The organism is Flavobacterium endophyticum (assembly GCF_003634455.1).
Lineage (GTDB): Bacteria > Bacteroidota > Bacteroidia > Flavobacteriales > Flavobacteriaceae > Flavobacterium > Flavobacterium endophyticum.
In genome coordinates this window covers 1243981-1260482 of the sequence record NZ_RBLC01000001.1, presented here as the reverse complement: position 1 = coordinate 1260482, position 16502 = coordinate 1243981, and the positions used below count along the sequence as shown (strand labels likewise).

16 protein-coding genes are annotated in these 16502 nt (G+C 37.5%); 9 read left to right on the top strand and 7 right to left on the bottom strand.

The genetic code is table 11. The features are described from left to right. Window positions 1-331 precede the first annotated feature (331 nt). Together CLV94_RS05835 and aqpZ are read left to right on the top strand one after the other, a co-directional pair. A complete protein-coding gene (locus CLV94_RS05835; RefSeq protein ID WP_121375483.1) occupies window positions 332-1798 on the top strand; it encodes a tetratricopeptide repeat protein in 1467 nt (488 codons plus the stop codon). A 317-nt stretch (window positions 1799-2115) separates the two neighbouring features. Beyond that, window positions 2116-2814, top strand: a complete 699-nt coding sequence (gene aqpZ / locus CLV94_RS05830; RefSeq protein ID WP_121375482.1) for an aquaporin Z — start codon at window positions 2116-2118, stop codon at window positions 2812-2814. A 189-nt stretch (window positions 2815-3003) separates the two neighbouring features. On the opposite strand, the gene CLV94_RS05825 is transcribed toward aqpZ, so the two are convergent. Beyond that, complete coding sequence (locus CLV94_RS05825; RefSeq protein ID WP_147406585.1) at window positions 3004-3309, bottom strand: hypothetical protein; 306 nt, start codon at window positions 3307-3309, stop codon at window positions 3004-3006. Next, a complete protein-coding gene (locus tag CLV94_RS05820) occupies window positions 3266-3853 on the bottom strand; it encodes a riboflavin synthase (RefSeq protein ID WP_121375480.1) in 588 nt (195 codons plus the stop codon). Before CLV94_RS05820 ends, CLV94_RS05825 begins: the two co-directional genes overlap by 44 nt. Window positions 3854-3913: 60 nt before the next feature. On the opposite strand from CLV94_RS05820, the gene pdxA reads away from it, so the two are divergent. The 6 genes from pdxA to accC all read left to right on the top strand — a co-directional run bounded on the left by pdxA (window position 3914) and on the right by accC (window position 8927). Then, a complete protein-coding gene (pdxA, locus tag CLV94_RS05815) occupies window positions 3914-4960 on the top strand; it encodes a 4-hydroxythreonine-4-phosphate dehydrogenase PdxA (RefSeq protein ID WP_121375479.1) in 1047 nt (348 codons plus the stop codon). Window positions 4961-5044: 84 nt separating this feature from the next. Next, window positions 5045-5590, top strand: coding sequence for a YceD family protein (locus tag CLV94_RS05810; protein ID WP_121375478.1), 546 nt, complete (start codon window positions 5045-5047; stop codon window positions 5588-5590). Window positions 5591-5599: 9 nt separating this feature from the next. After that, the gene (gene rpmF / locus CLV94_RS05805; RefSeq protein ID WP_082482157.1) at window positions 5600-5794 is read left to right on the top strand and encodes a 50S ribosomal protein L32; all 195 of its coding nucleotides are present in this window, start codon (window positions 5600-5602) and stop codon (window positions 5792-5794) included. Between the two features lie 166 nt (window positions 5795-5960). Beyond that, complete coding sequence (locus CLV94_RS05800) at window positions 5961-6959, top strand: beta-ketoacyl-ACP synthase III (protein ID WP_121375477.1); 999 nt, start codon at window positions 5961-5963, stop codon at window positions 6957-6959. A 24-nt stretch (window positions 6960-6983) separates the two neighbouring features. Then, a complete protein-coding gene (gene accB, locus CLV94_RS05795) occupies window positions 6984-7475 on the top strand; it encodes an acetyl-CoA carboxylase biotin carboxyl carrier protein (RefSeq protein ID WP_121375476.1) in 492 nt (163 codons plus the stop codon). Between the two features lie 105 nt (window positions 7476-7580). Continuing rightward, window positions 7581-8927, top strand: a complete 1347-nt coding sequence (gene accC / locus CLV94_RS05790; RefSeq protein ID WP_121375475.1) for an acetyl-CoA carboxylase biotin carboxylase subunit — start codon at window positions 7581-7583, stop codon at window positions 8925-8927. Window positions 8928-8960: 33 nt separating this feature from the next. Here the strand turns inward: accC and CLV94_RS05785 are convergent, their stop codons facing one another. The 5 genes from CLV94_RS05785 to CLV94_RS05765 form a co-directional block, all read right to left on the bottom strand. Beyond that, on the bottom strand, window positions 8961-11510 hold the full coding sequence (locus CLV94_RS05785; RefSeq protein WP_121375474.1) for a CHAT domain-containing protein: 2550 nt from the start codon (window positions 11508-11510) through the stop codon (window positions 8961-8963). Continuing rightward, complete coding sequence (locus CLV94_RS05780; RefSeq protein ID WP_121375473.1) at window positions 11510-13522, bottom strand: PKD domain-containing protein; 2013 nt, start codon at window positions 13520-13522, stop codon at window positions 11510-11512. Before CLV94_RS05780 ends, CLV94_RS05785 begins: the two co-directional genes overlap by 1 nt. Before the next feature lie 81 nt (window positions 13523-13603). After that, window positions 13604-14569, bottom strand: coding sequence for a hypothetical protein (locus CLV94_RS05775; RefSeq protein ID WP_121375472.1), 966 nt, complete (start codon window positions 14567-14569; stop codon window positions 13604-13606). A gap of 64 nt (window positions 14570-14633) precedes the next feature. Next, window positions 14634-15233 (bottom strand): hypothetical protein, encoded by a 600-nt coding sequence (locus CLV94_RS05770; RefSeq protein ID WP_121375471.1) that lies wholly within the window; start codon window positions 15231-15233, stop codon window positions 14634-14636. A gap of 51 nt (window positions 15234-15284) precedes the next feature. Further along, complete coding sequence (locus tag CLV94_RS05765) at window positions 15285-15725, bottom strand: hypothetical protein (protein WP_121375470.1); 441 nt, start codon at window positions 15723-15725, stop codon at window positions 15285-15287. Window positions 15726-15920: 195 nt separating this feature from the next. Here CLV94_RS05765 and CLV94_RS05760 point away from each other — a divergent pair, with 195 nt between their 5' ends. Continuing rightward, window positions 15921-16502 (top strand): RNA polymerase sigma factor, encoded by a 582-nt coding sequence (locus tag CLV94_RS05760; RefSeq protein ID WP_121375469.1) that lies wholly within the window; start codon window positions 15921-15923, stop codon window positions 16500-16502.

Below are 16502 nucleotides of genomic sequence, written 5' to 3'. Positions count from 1 at the left end.
GCTTGATCTTTGGCTTTTTACAAGCTATTTTTCCAACATGCTTTTATATTTTTATGCTGTTTCTTTCATTTATAAAGAAATAAGTGGTGTTAAAATTATTTTTTCACAAGAAAAATGATTTCGTTTTTGAATATATTGCAACTTTATAAGATGGAAAATATAGTTTCTGTTTTAAAAGCCCCTAATTGTCAAATATTTATCGGTTATTGTATTGTTTTTTTATGAAAATGTGTTTTTTATGATGTGATAAATATTTATTTATTTTGCCTGCCCTAAAAATATAGATAGATTGTAAACTAAAACTTCATAATATAAGTGCCTTTCTGTATTTATGAAAAAGAACAAGTATTTCCTATTCTTTATTTTTTTCCTATCACTTGGTAAAAGTTTTAGTCAGAATTTTAATCAAGCTCAAATCGATAGCCTCTTATCTGTTGCCGAACAGCTGGAAAGCAAAAATGCGGCCTATGGAGTTACTTTAAGCCTGAAAGCTTATGATGACTCGAAAAAGTTAGGGTATAAAAAAGGCATGGCTCAAGGATTGCTCATTGCCAGCAGAAAGCAGCATGAATTATCAAAGTATGAAGATGTTCTGAAAAATGCATCAGCAGCAGAGAAACTTGCGGTTGAAATTTCAGATGCTAAATTAATTTCAGATGCTCTTCGATTAAAAGGAATTGGATACACAGGCTTAAGAGATTATGAAAACGGGCTAAAGCAGTTCAGAAAAGCGCTTTCTTTTGCGCAAAATCTTCCTGACAAAGAAATTAAAAGTTCAAGACTAGGAGTGCTTTACAATGACATTGCCTTTAACTTGGATGAGAAAGGCGGCACTACCGATTCGGTTGCTTTTTATTATAGGAAAGGATACCAGGAATTTGAGAAAATGGTGCTGAATAATCCACTGCGGAATAAGACACTTTCCTTGGCATGTTCCAACGTCGGTTCTAGTTTTTTAAGGGCAAAAGAACTTGATTCAGCTGAGTTTTATCTTGACAGAGCATTGCAGCTAGCTAATTCTGTCAATCATCAATCGGTAAAAGCCAATACGCTAAGCGATTTAGGAAGCCTTAATTATTTTAGGAAAAAATACAAACTGTCCATCGATTATTTCAAAAAAGGAATTGAAGTAGCAAAGTCTATCAACGATGCCTATGCGTTAAAGTCTACGTATCTTGGACTGTCAAAATCGTATGAAGCAATTCGTGATGATGCAAACGCCGAAAAATATCTTTCAGAATATAATGCTATCAACGATAGTCTTAAAAATGTTCTTGGGGAAAATACGTCGGTTCAGACCGCATCAATGGGAGAAGACACTCTTGTTAAGAATGTAGACGATGACTTTAATCGGACCATTATATTTACTGCGGTATTTGTTTTATTGCTGATTGTAATATTAGTCCATATCTATGGGAAATTCCAGAAAGAAAAAGCAAATAATGCCCGCCTTCTGGCTGAGGTTCAAGATACCGCCAATATGTTTGTACTGTTGCAAAAAGATGAAGCCCATCTAAAGAAAATGCTTTATCTGGCAAGTACTAATGATCCTTCCTTTTTGATGATTTTTAAGGAAACCTACCCGGATTTTTATAAGAAGCTAAACAAAATAAATTCAGGACTAATTGCTGGCGAACAAAAGCTGTGTGCTTTTTTAAAACTGGATCTTTCCACTAAAGAAATCGCCCAATATACAAATTCATCAATTCGAGCTGTCGAAGCGAAAAAATACAGGCTTCGAAAAAAACTTTCAATACCCTCGGAAGAAGACATAAATGTATGGATGATGAATCTATAACAATTTTATTTTTTCCACATCAATTAATCCTTGTCGAAGCAAGGATTTTTTATTTATACAATTTTCACCATTTAGAAGTAGAACGATAATATAAAAAGTAGTATTTTTCTTAACTTATAATTGCTGTTTTTCGCGTAGATAGTGCTTAATTACTACTCATAATCTTCTTTCTTTTTCATATCTATGAAAAATAATTTATTGATAATCAGTATGAAAATAAAATGTTTGTTGCTGAGTAGATGTGAGTAGTGGTTTTTTTGCAGAAATATTGTGTCTGTATTTTCTTTGCCCGCAAACAGTATAAATAATTGAATACGATGACGCGAAAATTAATAGCAGAATTTATTGGCACGCTTTGGTTGGTTTTAGGAGGTTGCGGAAGTGCTGTATTGGCAGCTTCAGTTCCTGATTTAGGTATTGGATATATAGGTGTTTCGCTGGCCTTCGGTCTGTCGGTCCTTACTATGGTCTACACAATCGGCACTATTTCTGGCTGTCATCTGAATCCTGCTGTGACAATCGGACTGTGGATTGCAGGAAGAACCGAAAGAAGAGAAGTTCTTCCTTATATTATGGCGCAAGTTTTAGGAGGGATTTTTGGTGCCATTATTCTATATCTTATAGCAAGCGGACAGCCGAATTTTGAGCTAGGAAATTTTGCTGCAAACGGTTTTGGAGAACATTCTCCAAACCAATACGATATTTTCTCGGTTCTTACTACCGAAGTAATCATGACTTTTATCTTCATGCTCATCATTCTCGGATCTACCCATAGCTCCGCTCCAAAAGGATTTGCCGGGATTTCAATCGGTCTTGGACTTACTTTGATCCATTTGATGAGTATTCCGGTTTCCAATACTTCGGTAAACCCTGCAAGAAGTACAAGCCAAGCTCTATTTGTTGGAGGATGGGCTTTAGAACAGCTATGGCTTTTCTGGTTGGCTCCAATTGCGGGAGCAATTTTAGCAGGAATCTTTTACGAGTATCTGTCTTCTCAAATTGACGAGGTAGAATAGCTTGGAAAAGAAGAGAAGCTAATTATAGCCTCATGGTTTATTAAATTCTTACAAACGAAAATAATAAATTTTATTGATTTCTTAATTTTTGATAACAATTACATAGCATTTGAGAAATTTTATAGTGTAATTTTGGCGGATATTCATTTGAATATTTTATTTTACAAAATATTTTGACAAAAAGATTTTTTATTTACTTTTACAACCTATGAGGATTGTCCCAAATACAATAATAAATCTTGCAGTAGTTCTGTTTTCTGTAGCTAATTGCTTTGCTGATAATGAGCCTCCTGCACCGCCACCGCCTACGGGTCCAACGCCAATCGGTCTTCCTATCGATAATGGAATTCTTCTTTTGTTGGTGATAGGGTTGGTTTTTGCTTTTTTACGATTTAAGATGTCAACTAAAGATAAAAAAACTCCGATGTAAGTCGGAGTTTTTGTTTTTTGGCTATCTAAGCTGGTGCAATCGCGAAACATATTTTCCAATGACATCAAACTCAAGGTTGATTTTTGTTCCGATTTCAAAATTCTTGAAATTGGTGTGTTCATGCGTGTATGGTATAATCGCAACACTGAATTCGTTCTTTTTAGAATTTACGACAGTCAGACTTACTCCGTTCACGGTAATCGAGCCTTTTTCAATGGTGATATTGCTTAAGGCTGAGTCGTATTCAAAAGTATAATACCAGCTTCCGTCAGCTTCTTCAATAGATTTGCAGATTCCTATTTGGTCTACATGACCTTGCACAATATGCCCGTCTAGCCTGTCTCCTAGCTTCATGCCGCGCTCCAAGTTAAGCATGTCGCCTATTTTCCAGTCGCCTATATTTGTTTTGTCGATAGATTCCTTAATTGCCGTGACCGTATATTGGTCGTCCGAAATTCCCACAACTGTAAGACACACGCCGTTATGCGAAACACTTTGGTCTATTTTAAGCTCATTAGTGATCGATGAGGACACGGTTATGTGTATATTTTCTCCCTCTTTGCGTAAATCTTTGACCGCTCCAAGGGTTTCTATTATTCCTGTAAACATTCTTGTTTTATTTTACTAAATTTGCACTTCAAAATTAGCAATAAATAAGGAGCAAGTAGTATGAAAAAAGCAGAAAATATAATAGTTGGAATTTCAATAGGAGATTTGAACGGTATTGGAAGCGAGGTAATCCTGAAAACCTTCGAAGACCCGCGAATGCTCGAGCTGTGCACGCCAGTTATTTTTGCCAATGTGAAAATACTCTCTTTTGCTAAGAAAAATCTTGATGCTACGATTGCGCTTCACGGAATAGACAAAATTGATCAGCTCCTTCCAGGAAAAATCAATGTTTTAAACGTTTGGAAAGAAGGTGTCAATGTAGAATACGGAGCCAATGATGAGAATATCGGGAAGTATGCCATAAAATCATTTACAGCAGCTACAGCAGCTTTGAAAGAAGGGCAGATAGATGTTTTGGTTACGGCGCCAATTAATAAATACAATATACAGTCCGAAGATTTTAAATTCCCAGGACATACTGATTATCTGGGTCAAGAGCTGGAAGGGAATGCTTTGATGCTTATGGTGCAAGATGATTTGCGCGTGGGCTTGATTACAGATCATATACCTGTAAACGAAGTCGCTTCACATCTTACAGAAGCACTTATCAAGAGTAAAATCGAAACCGTTAAAAAATCGCTCATCCAAGATTTTAGCATAAACAAGCCTAAGATCGCCGTTCTAGGATTGAATCCTCATGCGGGTGATGGAGGCGTAATCGGTAAAGAAGACGACGAGATCCTAAGACCTACAATCAAAAAGCTGTTTGAAAGCGGAACCTTAGTTTTTGGACCGTATGCGGCCGACGGTTTTTTCGGAAGCGGCCAATATGAAAAATTCGATGCTGTGATAGCGACGTATCACGATCAAGGTTTGATTCCTTTTAAGACGCTTTCTTTTGGAAAAGGCGTGAATTATACGGCGGGATTGAATAAAATCAGAACGTCGCCAGATCACGGAACGGCCTATGAGATTGCAGGAAAAGGAATTGCAGATCCCAATTCGTTCAAGGAAGCAGTTTATCTGGCTATCGATATCTATCATTCCAGAAATGAATATGCGATTATTACCGAAAAACCCCTAAAAATAAAAGAAAAACACTTATAAACAAAAAAATGTTTATAACGCTTTTGGAATTGTAATTATTTTATATCTTTGCACTCCCGAAGTTTAGGGCAAATTGTTGTTAAGATGAAAGTAACCAATGAGTTTTTAATTCCTTTTATAGGATTAAAGTTAGGAAAACATCAGTTTGAATATCAAATAAATAAAAAGTTCTTTGAAGACTTTAGTTATGACGAGTTTGAAAGCTGTGATATCAAAGTCAATGTAGTTTTAGAGAAAAAAAGCACCATGCTTGAACTTCAGTTCAAACATAAAGGAACAATTTATGTTCCATGTGATTTGACTAGTGAAATGTTTGATTTGCCGATTAAAGGAAAAATCAAGCTTATCGTTCAGTTTGGAGAAGCTTTTAATGATGATAATGAAGAATTGCTCATTTTGCCTCACGGCGAACATCAAGTGGATATTTCACAATACATCTATGAGATGATTGCGCTTTCCATTCCTCTAAAAAGAATTCATCCAGGTGTGAAAGACGGTACGTTAAAAACAGACGCTCTTGATAAACTGAATGAATTGCAAGTCAATGCGAAAGAACAAAAAGCTGATGCAAAAGAAGAAGAGACAGATCCACGTTGGGATCAATTAAAAAAACTATTAACGGATAAATAATATAGTAAAATGGCACATCCAAAGAGAAAGACCTCGAAAACAAGAAGAGATAAAAGAAGAACACATTATAAAGCATCTGTTCCTCAAATCGCTACATGTCCAGTGACTGGAGAGGCGCATTTATACCACAGAGCTTACTGGCATGAAGGTAAAATGTACTACAGAGGTCAAGTAGTAATTGATAAGCAAGAAGCTGTTGCTTAATACAATTTTGCAGTAAAAAATCGAACTCTCACGTTGTGGGAGTTTTTTTGTTATTTATAATTTATTTATAAATAACGCTTTGCAAAAAGGTATGTTTTAGATTTTTTTTGTAATTTCCACCTCTTTTCGGAACTATATTTTTCGAGAAGAAATTATTAAAAATAGTATGAATACAATCACAGCCGCAATTACCGCAGTTGGAGCCTATGTGCCTGATTTTGTGCTTTCTAATAAAGTACTTGAAACGTTGGTTGACACCAATGATGAGTGGATTACTACTCGTACTGGGATTAAAGAAAGACGCATTTTAAAAGATGATACAAAAGGAACATCTTTTCTTGCCATTAAAGCTGCAGAGAATTTGATTGCGAAAAACAATATCAACCCAGCAGAAATCGATCTAGTACTGCTAGGAACTACAACTCCAGACATGCCCGTTGCCGCGACAGCTGTTTATGTTGCCTCACAAATTGGTGCTGTCAATGCTTTTGCTTACGATTTGCAAGCTGCCTGTTCTAGCTTTTTATACGGAATGTCTACCGCAGCTGCTTACATTGAATCGGGCAGATACAAAAAGATTTTATTGATCGGAGCCGACAAGATGTCTTCCATAATCGATTATACAGATAGAGCAACGTGCATTATCTTTGGTGATGGAGCCGGTGCTGTTTTATTTGAGCCGAATCATGAAGGTCTTGGATTTCAAGACGAATTTTTAAGAAGCGATGGCGTTGGCCGCGAGTTCTTGAAGATCGAAGCCGGAGGTTCCTTGCTTCCTGCGTCAAAAGAAACTGTCGAGAACAAACAACATTATGTTTTTCAAGATGGTAAAACCGTTTTCAAATATGCCGTTTCAGGAATGGCTGATGTCAGCGAAAAAATAATGCAACGCAACAACCTTACTAAAGAGGATGTGAATTGGCTGGTAGCTCATCAAGCAAACAAACGAATTATTGATGCTACGGCAAACAGAATGGGTCTGGATGAATCCAAAGTACTCGTTAATATTCAAAAATATGGCAATACTACTTCAGCAACATTGCCATTGCTTCTGAATGATTTTGAGAAGCAATTCAAAAAAGGAGATAATTTAATATTTGCCGCATTTGGAGGTGGATTCACTTGGGGATCGATCTACATGAAATGGGCATACGACAAACAATAAAACTAAAACCTAAATTCGAATATCATGGATATTAGAGAAATTCAAAACTTAATCAAGTTTGTAGCAAAATCAGGAGCTACTGAAGTAAAATTGGAGATGGATGATTTCAAAATCACAATCAAAACTACTGACGGAGCGTCATCTGAAACTACTACTTACATCCAACAGGCGCCAATAAGCCATGCATTGCCACAAGCTGCTATGCCACAGCCAACAGCTCCAACGGCTCCTTCAACACCAGTTGCAACTTCTGCAGCAGGTGAAGACAACTCAAAATACGTTACGATCAAATCTCCAATTATTGGAACATTATACAGAAAACCTTCTCCAGACAAAGCACCATTCGTAGAAGTAGGCAGCTCAATCTCAAAAGGAGATGTAGTTTGCGTTATCGAAGCAATGAAGCTTTTCAACGAGATCGAATCTGAGGTTTCTGGAAAAATCGTAAAAGTATTGGTAGATGATTCATCTCCAGTAGAATTTGACCAGCCATTATTCTTAGTAGACCCGTCATAATTTAGATTTTAGATTGCAGATGTTTAGATTGCAGATTTTACTAAAATCTCCAGCTTGTCTAATCGTCTAAGTATCCAAATTGTCTAATTATCTAATTTAAATACGATGTTTAAAAAAATACTAATAGCAAACAGGGGAGAAATAGCGCTTCGCGTTATCAGAACCTGTAGAGAAATGGGTATCAAAACGGTAGCCGTTTACTCAACTGCAGATGCAGAAAGCCTTCACGTTCGCTTTGCGGATGAAGCTGTTTGTATCGGCCCACCGCCAAGTAATTTATCTTACTTGAAAATGTCTAACATTATTGCTGCTGCAGAAATTACAAATGCAGATGCAATCCACCCTGGATATGGCTTCCTTTCTGAAAATGCTAAATTTTCAAAAATCTGTCAGGAACATGGTATCAAATTTATTGGTGCTTCTCCTGAAATGATTGACAGAATGGGAGACAAGGCTTCTGCAAAAGCTACAATGAAAGCGGCAGGAGTTCCTACGATTCCAGGTTCAGAAGGTTTGTTAGAATCTTACGAACAGACTAAAAAACTGGCGAAAGAATTCGGTTATCCAGTAATGCTTAAAGCTACGGCTGGAGGCGGTGGAAAAGGAATGAGAGCCGTTTGGAAAGAAGACGAACTTCAAAAAGCTTGGGAAAGCGCTCGTCAAGAAGCTGCTGCTGCATTCGGTAATGACGGAATGTACATGGAGAAATTGATCGAAGAGCCTCGTCATATTGAAATTCAAGTGGTAGGTGATGCTTACGGTAAAGCATGCCACCTTTCTGAAAGAGATTGCTCAGTTCAAAGACGCCACCAAAAACTGACAGAAGAAACGCCTTCTCCATTCATGACAGACGAACTTCGTCAGAAGATGGGTGAAGCTGCTGTAAAAGCGGCAGAATATATCAAATATGAAGGTGCTGGAACCGTAGAATTTTTGGTTGACAAACACAGAAATTTTTACTTCATGGAGATGAATACTCGTATCCAAGTAGAGCACCCGATTACAGAACAAGTTATTGACTATGACTTAATCCGTGAGCAGATTTTAGTTGCTGCTGGTGTGCCGATTTCTGGTAAAAACTATTTGCCACAGTTGCATGCTATCGAATGCCGAATCAACGCGGAAGATCCATACAATGATTTCCGTCCGTCACCAGGAAAAATCACGACGTTGCATACGCCAGGAGGACACGGAGTTCGTCTAGATACTCACGTTTATTCTGGATATACGATTCCGCCGAACTACGATTCCATGATTGCAAAATTGATTACTACAGCTCAAACAAGAGAAGAAGCAATCAGTAAGATGAAACGTGCTTTGGATGAGTTCGTAATCGAAGGTGTAAAAACAACCATTCCTTTCCACAGACAATTGATGGATGATCCAGCTTATGTAGCGGGTGATTATACCACTAAATTCATGGAAAGCTTCAAAATGGAAGATCCTAAATAAAATAGAAATCCCAGCTGAAAGGTTGGGATTTTTTTATTGCTTGCTTTTTTGTTTTTGAACTACTACCAAACAGAGAACAATGACGGCAAGTCCGCCAAATAAATACCAATAATTGCAAGTAGAATCCTCCGAAATATCGCCATAAAAAACAAAGGCACTCCAAAAATAAGGCGACTTTTTGTTGTTTGGAATACTTTTGTCTTGTAAAAAGTCCATCTTTGCTTGATGATTAGCCCTAAAATACATCTCGTCTTTTTCGCAGCTTTGATAAAAATTCTTCATTAAAACAGAAGTCGTATAATCGTTCACTTTCCATAACGAAAACAACAAGTTTTCAGCACCTGCATTCTGAAACCCGCGTGCAATGCTTAAGGCGCCTTCGCCGCGATACAACTTTCCAATACCCGTTTCGCAGGCACTCAGGACAACCAAATCCGGATGAATATCTAAAGAATACAAATTGCTGTACAAAACATCTTGATCATAAAAAGAAATTGCAGCGGGAATTTCCGTATTTCCGGAGGAAGCATGGGTAGAAAGATGGAGTATAGAATGATGTCGGATGTCTTTCAAAAAATTAGCATAGGTTGCCTGATTTTTTTCCAAATAAGTTCCGCCATACAGCTGCTTGATGGATTTTAACTCTTCTATAGAAAAAGCCAGGCTCCTATTGCTGTTTTCAAAAACAGGAAATACGCCCAACACAGATTGATTTGTATAGCTAGGTTTTTTATTGTTCAAGTAAAACTCGGTAGATGTTGCATAACTTATGATTTCTTCGTTCATCAGATAAGGCAGTTTCGAAAAATCAGTGCTTTGCGATGCCTTGGTAAGCAACGATTCAAAAGAAATAAAACAAAGCAATCCATCTGGAAGTATCAGGTGCTTTTTTGTTGTTATTTTCTTCAACTGAAGCAGATTATAGAGCTTATGGCTCTGTTGCTTGTATCCGGCAAGATTATTTGAAATGGCAGACGATTCGGCGAAATAATCCAAATAATCGGTGATTATTTTTTTATTTAGAGAAGAAGTAAGAAAAGAAGTAAGCTGTATCTGAAAATCAGATACATTAAAAACATAAACTTTTTCTTTCCCATAAAAATAAGCCGTTAATGTTGCATCGTCGTTTTTTAATTTATGATAGAGCCTGTCAAAATCCAATTGTGATGGGCCATTGAATTTGTCTTTTTCGAAGCTTTTTTTCAATACCGCTATCTTTTCATTCTGAAGTGCCAAAGCAGTATTGATAGCTTCTAGATTGGCTTTTTCACCTTTTTCTTGTTCTTTTATGACGGTGTTGGAGAGTTCGTGAATTTTATATAAAATTTCTTTTTGGCTTTTACTTCCTGATTTTTTTGCGAGCGCAATATAGTTTTTCAATGCGCTAGATTTTGTTGTTTCTTGTAGCGCGAAAGCTTCTTCTAAAAACATAGGGTCTTTTGATTCTTGATAGCGCTTTTCATACATTCCAATTGCTTTTTCTACTCGATTTCGGATGCCTGAGCTGTGGATAAGCGAAGTCTCTTCGTAAAACAAAAAAGAGGAAAACTGTGCGTCAATCGCAAAAGTAAAGTTGTAACAGTCAATCGCTTTTTGATAGTTTTTTTGCGCCGCATACGTTGAAGCCAATACATCCAATGCATCAATCAAGAATCCTTCTGGATAAAGCATTTTCTGCGTAGGAAAAAGGTTGTTCGGATTATAATTCGGAATCAATTCTTTGAAAATTTCCTGAATTGTTTTTTGGCTTTCTTTTATCTTTTTTTGGCCAAGCAATAGTTGTGCTTCTTCTAGATAAAGTTGTGAAATATCACGTTTAGAATTGCCAGAGAGTTCGGATTTAGCTTTTTTAATATAATCTTCTGCTTTTTTATAGTTTTTTTTGTGTCTGTAAACCGTAGCAAGATTTTTATAAAGAAGGAAACTTGGAGCAATAGTTTCTGCTTTTTCAAAAACCTTTTGTGCTTTGTCAAGCTCATTTTTTGCCAGATAATTTTCTCCAAGAAGGGAAAGAATAATAGCCTTTTTTTCATCTGAAAGCTTCTCTGAAACATAGATATTTTCTAGCAAATCAATAGCTTCCTGATTTTTTCCGATGCTTTTATAAACGGCAGAAAGATTAATTACGGCACTTGCTTTCTGCGACAAATTGTTGTTTTTGATGGCGAGATACAGATAGTGCTTAATGGTATTTTCAGCACTTGTATAATCTCCAGTCATCGTATAGAGATTTCCCAAAGGCTTTAAGCAATATTCGACAATATCATAGTCTGAAAGCTGGTTTTTTTGAAACAGTCCTAATGCTTTTTCATAGGAATGAATTGCCTCAAAATAACGTCCAAATTGTTTTTGATAGAAAGCCTTATTGCAGTTTAAGATGACAATAGCCAGCTTTTCATTTTTAGATTTGGGCTTTGGGTCCTTCCAAAACTGTTTTTCTGTTTCTTCCAGATTTTTTATTCCAGCTAAGCTCGGATGAGCGATAAAATTATCCAATGCTGCGTAGATATGATCTTCAGCAATCGTCTGTTTTTGTGCGAAAGCAAATTGTGCGAATAGTATAAAGAAAATAACCTTTTTCATCAAAATTTCCAGATTGCATAGAATTGCCAATGACTGAAATCATTTTCAAAGCTCCATAAATAACGAATTCCGAGACTTGGTCCTATTCGTGCAAAGCCAAAAGTAACGTCTGCAAAAACATTGGTTTGCAATTTTTCAAATGCTTTTGTAGTTGTCTTTTCGCTCTGGCTTTGTCGGGCACTGGTAATTTCTTCGCCTTGCCGTGGGGGATTCGGGTCATTAAACACGGGCTGAAAATATCGTGTTGTCGTTTCATTTTCGAAAGTCTCATCCAATGCGACAGAAAATTGCGGTCCGAAACCAAACCCAATATAATTATTCAGGCTGTAGCGAAGCGACACGGGAACCACTTCGGCCAGATTCCGTACCGTTTTTTGCTTGTTTTCTGTCTGAACGTAGGCTATGTCTAAAACTGTTCCGTTGCTTAATACTAAAGGCGGATTCAGCTGTCTTAATGTCGGATTTGTGCTGGTGGAAGACCCGCTTTCCATGTAATTATAATACAATTCAGCCTGTACGTACCATCTGTACGATTTATAAGGCGAAATTGTGGCACCTAGAAAATAGCTCTTCGGATTTTCTTGATCTGGAAAATAATTATATCCTGTCCGTACGCCAATAGAAATTCCCGGACTGAAACGCGTGACGGCATAATTGGTAATAATCGGTTCATTTTTGTCAAAGATAATCGCAGTACGGCTTTTGGTTTTTACCTTATGGAAATCTTTGCCAAACTTCAAGCTGTATTTTACAAAGCCCTTTGTGCTATCTTTTTCCATCACATTTTTTTGGTTGCTTCCTGGCAGATAGATATTCTTGAAGGTAAAATGTATCTGATTTTTTAAGACAATCGTATCAAGACAGCTATAGTTTACCTCTTCGTTTTTCGGACAGATTTCGCACTTCGGATACATATCGACAATTTTTAAGGTCGATTTGTCAAAAATATCGGGAATATCTGTTTCGAGTTTTATTTTTCGAGCCGGGCCTTCGCCATCATTTTGAAAGCGAGTCTTGAAATTCAATGTCTTAAATCGGGCGAGCCTATAATTCATGAAAATACCGTTAGAAGACATCTTGTTTGGATCATGAGAAGTCACGATTTCCATCTCAAGGTTTTTTACCTTATGGTTTTTATAATTTCTGTCAGGGACAAAAACACCCCTGATGGTCAGCGTGGCGCTGGTGTCCTTGATCATTTCGGGAGTTGTCTTGAACGTAAAAAATAAATTTCTTGTTTGTTTTGGCGAAAGGCTGTCGAATTCAAAAACCTTTGAGTTTCGGTAAAGTGCTTTTGACTGCTCAAGCGTCTGCTCTAAATTTTCAAGGTCTTCTATAATTTTATTGTTCTTGATTGCTAGACTTTCTGTACTTGCGAGATATGTTTCATGTCTATCATAATCATCAACGAATGCATAGTTTTCTTCTAATTTTTCTTTTTCGTTTTCGTGAACCCTGATTTCTACTGTTCCAAAGTTGTCATTTTTGAATTGCTTGTCGTTATAAAAAAGATAGAGCTTTCCGTTGGTAGAATAGTCTTTCAGGTTTTGATAGCTCATGACTACCACGATTTCCTCGTCGGGCATCGGTTCCCTGTTTTTCTGCAACAGGAAGCCGTCGTACTGTTCTATGGAAGCAATATCTTGATAATCTGTTTCTGATAATTCTGTGACAGCAATCGTTTTTGGACGGGTTGCTGGCGGTTTTCCATTATCATAATTGTTGGTCACGGCGAGTCTTACAGTAGCATTGCCTTTCTTTTTGTAGGTATGTTTGGGTTCTTTTTCCTTGCTGTAATGACCGTCGCCAAATTCCCAGAAATAACTATAGCTGGCTGGCGGTGCTCCTGCGATTTGGATAAGCGGCGGAGTCTGGGGCTTGAAAGAAACTTTATTTCCCTTTTGGTCAAGGCCGATTACGGCTCTTCGGGTTATCGTGTCTTTTGTTTTTGTTTGCGAAAAGCAAAAAGAAATTCCCGAAAATAAAACGGTTATGAGGATTAATTTCTTCATAATCAAGGGGTGTTTGTTACTATAAATGTAAAAAAAAGTGATGAAGTTGTCATCACTTTTGTTAAGATTATATTAATTATTTTATGGAAGGGCGTTAATCGCTGCGATTAACTGAGCTTCTGTTCCGACTGTTGTTTCAGCTAGCGTAAATACATACACATCATTTGCGGCAATTGTAACGGATTTGATAGCGTATCTCCACTGGCCATTATCTTCGGTCACAAAAATCACGTGGCATTCAAGACCGACAGGAATTTGTCCGTAGTGCTCAGAAAACTGATTTGTCGTCGGGTTGAAGGTATCTAATTTTGCCAAAGAGCTTCCTTCGCCATCATAGTGCAGGTAGATAGCACTGTTTTCAAAATTATATCCCGTTGGAGCTTCGGCCAGAATAGTTGTTTTTGGTCTGGGATCGCTATAGAAGCGGTCGACATTGGTCCATCCGAAGCTGCTGAAGTACGCATAATAGTTCGGTCCTTCTACAAAAACACTATTTTCTCCGTTCGCACGATCTTGCTCATCCCATTCCAAGTTGCCGTCTTCATCGATTGTTCCATCCCATAAAGACATTCCGGTATCAGCACCTCCAGTCAGGTTTGCAGGAATGATAACTTGCATCGGACAAGAAATGGCAAGCTGTTGTCCGTTTTTTGTCGCATTGATGTAGAATTCTCCTCCCGAAATCAATAAAGACATGTTGCCGTTTGGCATTCTTCCCATGGTTGGCTTGTTAGTCACCAGCATTGTTCCAGGATTAAATAATTCAGCATATTCGACTACGACTTGTCCTGTTATGGGATTTCCGTTTTGTGTCAAGCAGTTTCCGTTTATGGTAAATTGTACACCATTTGCCGTTGTGAAAGTAGTAGCGCCATCTTCAGCGTTAAATGTAAAAGTCTGTGTGTCTAGGGCCCCTTCTCTTAAGGCAGCGAAGGCAGAAGCTGATGGCACGTAATCTGGCGAATCGCCGTCGTCATTTTTGCTACAGCTCGCTACAAGTATTCCTAGTAAAAACAATTGTCCGATTTTTTTAAAATTTGTTTTCATGATTTCTAATATTTTATGTGTTAGTTATTGTTATATCAATTCTGTTTTTAGATTGTTACCCTTTTTATTGAAAAATAATATCGATATACGGAATTCCGAAATCTGGGACAGGACCTCCCGTACCATAGAAATTCGAAGAAGTGATTGTGATTGCTGCATTTGATACTGGATAAGGACTCGGTCCGTTGAATCGCAAAAGCCTGCCGACTGTATTCCCAATGTTTCCTAGATAATTTGTCACCGTTCTTCTTAACGTATACGAAGTTCCGGCTGTGAGATTTGTTGGCGTTATCGACACATATTCTGTTTGGGCAGAATCGAAAACATGGTTACCGCTGTAGATAGTCAAATTGGTAGTATTGTCTACAATTTCAATCAGATAAGGAATACTGGCGGCATAAAGATTTGCGTTCCCTTGGTAGCCAATGGAGCAAACAGTCTCGTTGGTGTTTACTTCAAAAGTGTATTCGTGTGTCAGAAGATCCATTGTTGTCACATCAGTAAACGAGGAATTGCTCGCTAATGTGGCCGCATATAGCTGGCTGAATTCTGAATTGGCCGTGCTGCAGCCTCCACCTTGGTTTTGGTTGTCGTCATTGTTGCAACTTAGTGTTGCAACTACGGCTACTAATAAGAGTCCGATTTTTTTGATGTGTGTTTTCATAATTAAGTGTTTTTTGTTGTTTTAGTTACTGCGTAAAGCTGTTATCATAAATTATCGTTCAAATTCTGCGCTTCGGATAATCTTGTAGGTAAGAATTTCGCTGGTGCTGACAAGCTGGATCATTTTTAAGGCATGTCCTTCGGAACTTGAAAATCCTTTTGCGGTACCATTGGTGGTTTCCACTTCCCAGAAATACAATCGCAAGGTTGGGCTCGAAATTTCTTCGGCTACTTGGTAATAACTTTCGATTTTTTTGTCGAGGATGATTTCACCGGCAGCCGCCAAGGCAATCCTGTTTTCTGCTTTTTCTAGCGATAAGGCAGTGCCTGAATAACTTCCTTGGTCTGTTTTTACGCTCCAGTCGTAAACGGTTACGATTCTGTCTTTTGTGATTTCTGTTGCATTTTCTGTTTTTGCAACGGTTTTTACTTCTGTAGCATTTGCGCCTATCGATAATGCTATCATTGCTAATGTTAAGATGGACTTTTTCATGATTTCTAAATTTTTAATGTTGTGTTTAAATTTCGATTTATACCGTTATATCAAAATGCTTTTTAAATTGTTACCCTTGATTGGGAATTTTTTAAAACAGTATTTGATGAACTTTATATTCCTATATACTCATTGCTGAAAATTTGTTACCCTTGTGTTTCTATTTTTTCTACATTAGCAGTAAATAAGGCAGTTATGACCGAAAAGAATACTCATTCTGACCAATTCTACATAGAGGGTTTGTTGCAAAACGATTCGGCAGTCATTCAGTCTATCTATAAAAAGTTTGCGCCAAAGGTCAAGAACTACATCCGGACGAATAGTGGAGATGACGATGCCGCAGCTGATGTAATCCAAGAGGTTTTAATAGCTATTTATAACCAAGCAAAAACTAACGGACTTCAGCTCACGTGTCCGTTTGATGCGTATTTTTTCTTGCTTTGCAAAAGACGCTGGCTAAATGAATTGAAAAAATCTTCAAACAAAGGGGTAACAATCAAAGACGATACTCTATCTATAAGCGAATCAGTTCAAGAGCTGGTCCTGCAAGCAGAAACTTTTGATGAAAAACAGTCGCTGTTTGACGAAATGTTCCAAAAACTCGGAGAAAAGTGCCAAGAGGTTCTCAAGCTTAGTTTCGTCTTAAAAACTATGGAAGAAGTAGCCCAGCGGCTAAACGTGACGTACGGCTATGTGAGGAAGAAAAAATCACTCTGCACAGGACAGCTTACAGAAATGATTCAGCAGTCAAATAGGTATAAATCGCTAAAAAAATAA

Excerpts from the sequence above, each read along its gene's own strand:
- CLV94_RS05835 (WP_121375483.1), top strand. The coding sequence starts at position 332 with ATGAAAAAGAACAAGTATTTCCTATTCTTTATTTTTTTCCTATCACTT.
- aqpZ (WP_121375482.1), top strand. The coding sequence starts at position 2,116 with ATGACGCGAAAATTAATAGCAGAATTTATTGGCACGCTTTGGTTGGTT.
- CLV94_RS05825 (WP_147406585.1), bottom strand. The coding sequence starts at position 3,309 with ATGTCATTGGAAAATATGTTTCGCGATTGCACCAGCTTAGATAGCCAA.
- CLV94_RS05820 (WP_121375480.1), bottom strand. The coding sequence starts at position 3,853 with ATGTTTACAGGAATAATAGAAACCCTTGGAGCGGTCAAAGATTTACGC.
- pdxA (WP_121375479.1), top strand. The coding sequence starts at position 3,914 with ATGAAAAAAGCAGAAAATATAATAGTTGGAATTTCAATAGGAGATTTG.
- CLV94_RS05810 (WP_121375478.1), top strand. The coding sequence starts at position 5,045 with ATGAAAGTAACCAATGAGTTTTTAATTCCTTTTATAGGATTAAAGTTA.
- rpmF (WP_082482157.1), top strand. The coding sequence starts at position 5,600 with ATGGCACATCCAAAGAGAAAGACCTCGAAAACAAGAAGAGATAAAAGA.
- CLV94_RS05800 (WP_121375477.1), top strand. The coding sequence starts at position 5,961 with ATGAATACAATCACAGCCGCAATTACCGCAGTTGGAGCCTATGTGCCT.
- accB (WP_121375476.1), top strand. The coding sequence starts at position 6,984 with ATGGATATTAGAGAAATTCAAAACTTAATCAAGTTTGTAGCAAAATCA.
- accC (WP_121375475.1), top strand. The coding sequence starts at position 7,581 with ATGTTTAAAAAAATACTAATAGCAAACAGGGGAGAAATAGCGCTTCGC.
- CLV94_RS05785 (WP_121375474.1), bottom strand. The coding sequence starts at position 11,510 with ATGAAAAAGGTTATTTTCTTTATACTATTCGCACAATTTGCTTTCGCA.
- CLV94_RS05780 (WP_121375473.1), bottom strand. The coding sequence starts at position 13,522 with ATGAAGAAATTAATCCTCATAACCGTTTTATTTTCGGGAATTTCTTTT.
- CLV94_RS05775 (WP_121375472.1), bottom strand. The coding sequence starts at position 14,569 with ATGAAAACAAATTTTAAAAAAATCGGACAATTGTTTTTACTAGGAATA.
- CLV94_RS05770 (WP_121375471.1), bottom strand. The coding sequence starts at position 15,233 with ATGAAAACACACATCAAAAAAATCGGACTCTTATTAGTAGCCGTAGTT.
- CLV94_RS05765 (WP_121375470.1), bottom strand. The coding sequence starts at position 15,725 with ATGAAAAAGTCCATCTTAACATTAGCAATGATAGCATTATCGATAGGC.
- CLV94_RS05760 (WP_121375469.1), top strand. The coding sequence starts at position 15,921 with ATGACCGAAAAGAATACTCATTCTGACCAATTCTACATAGAGGGTTTG.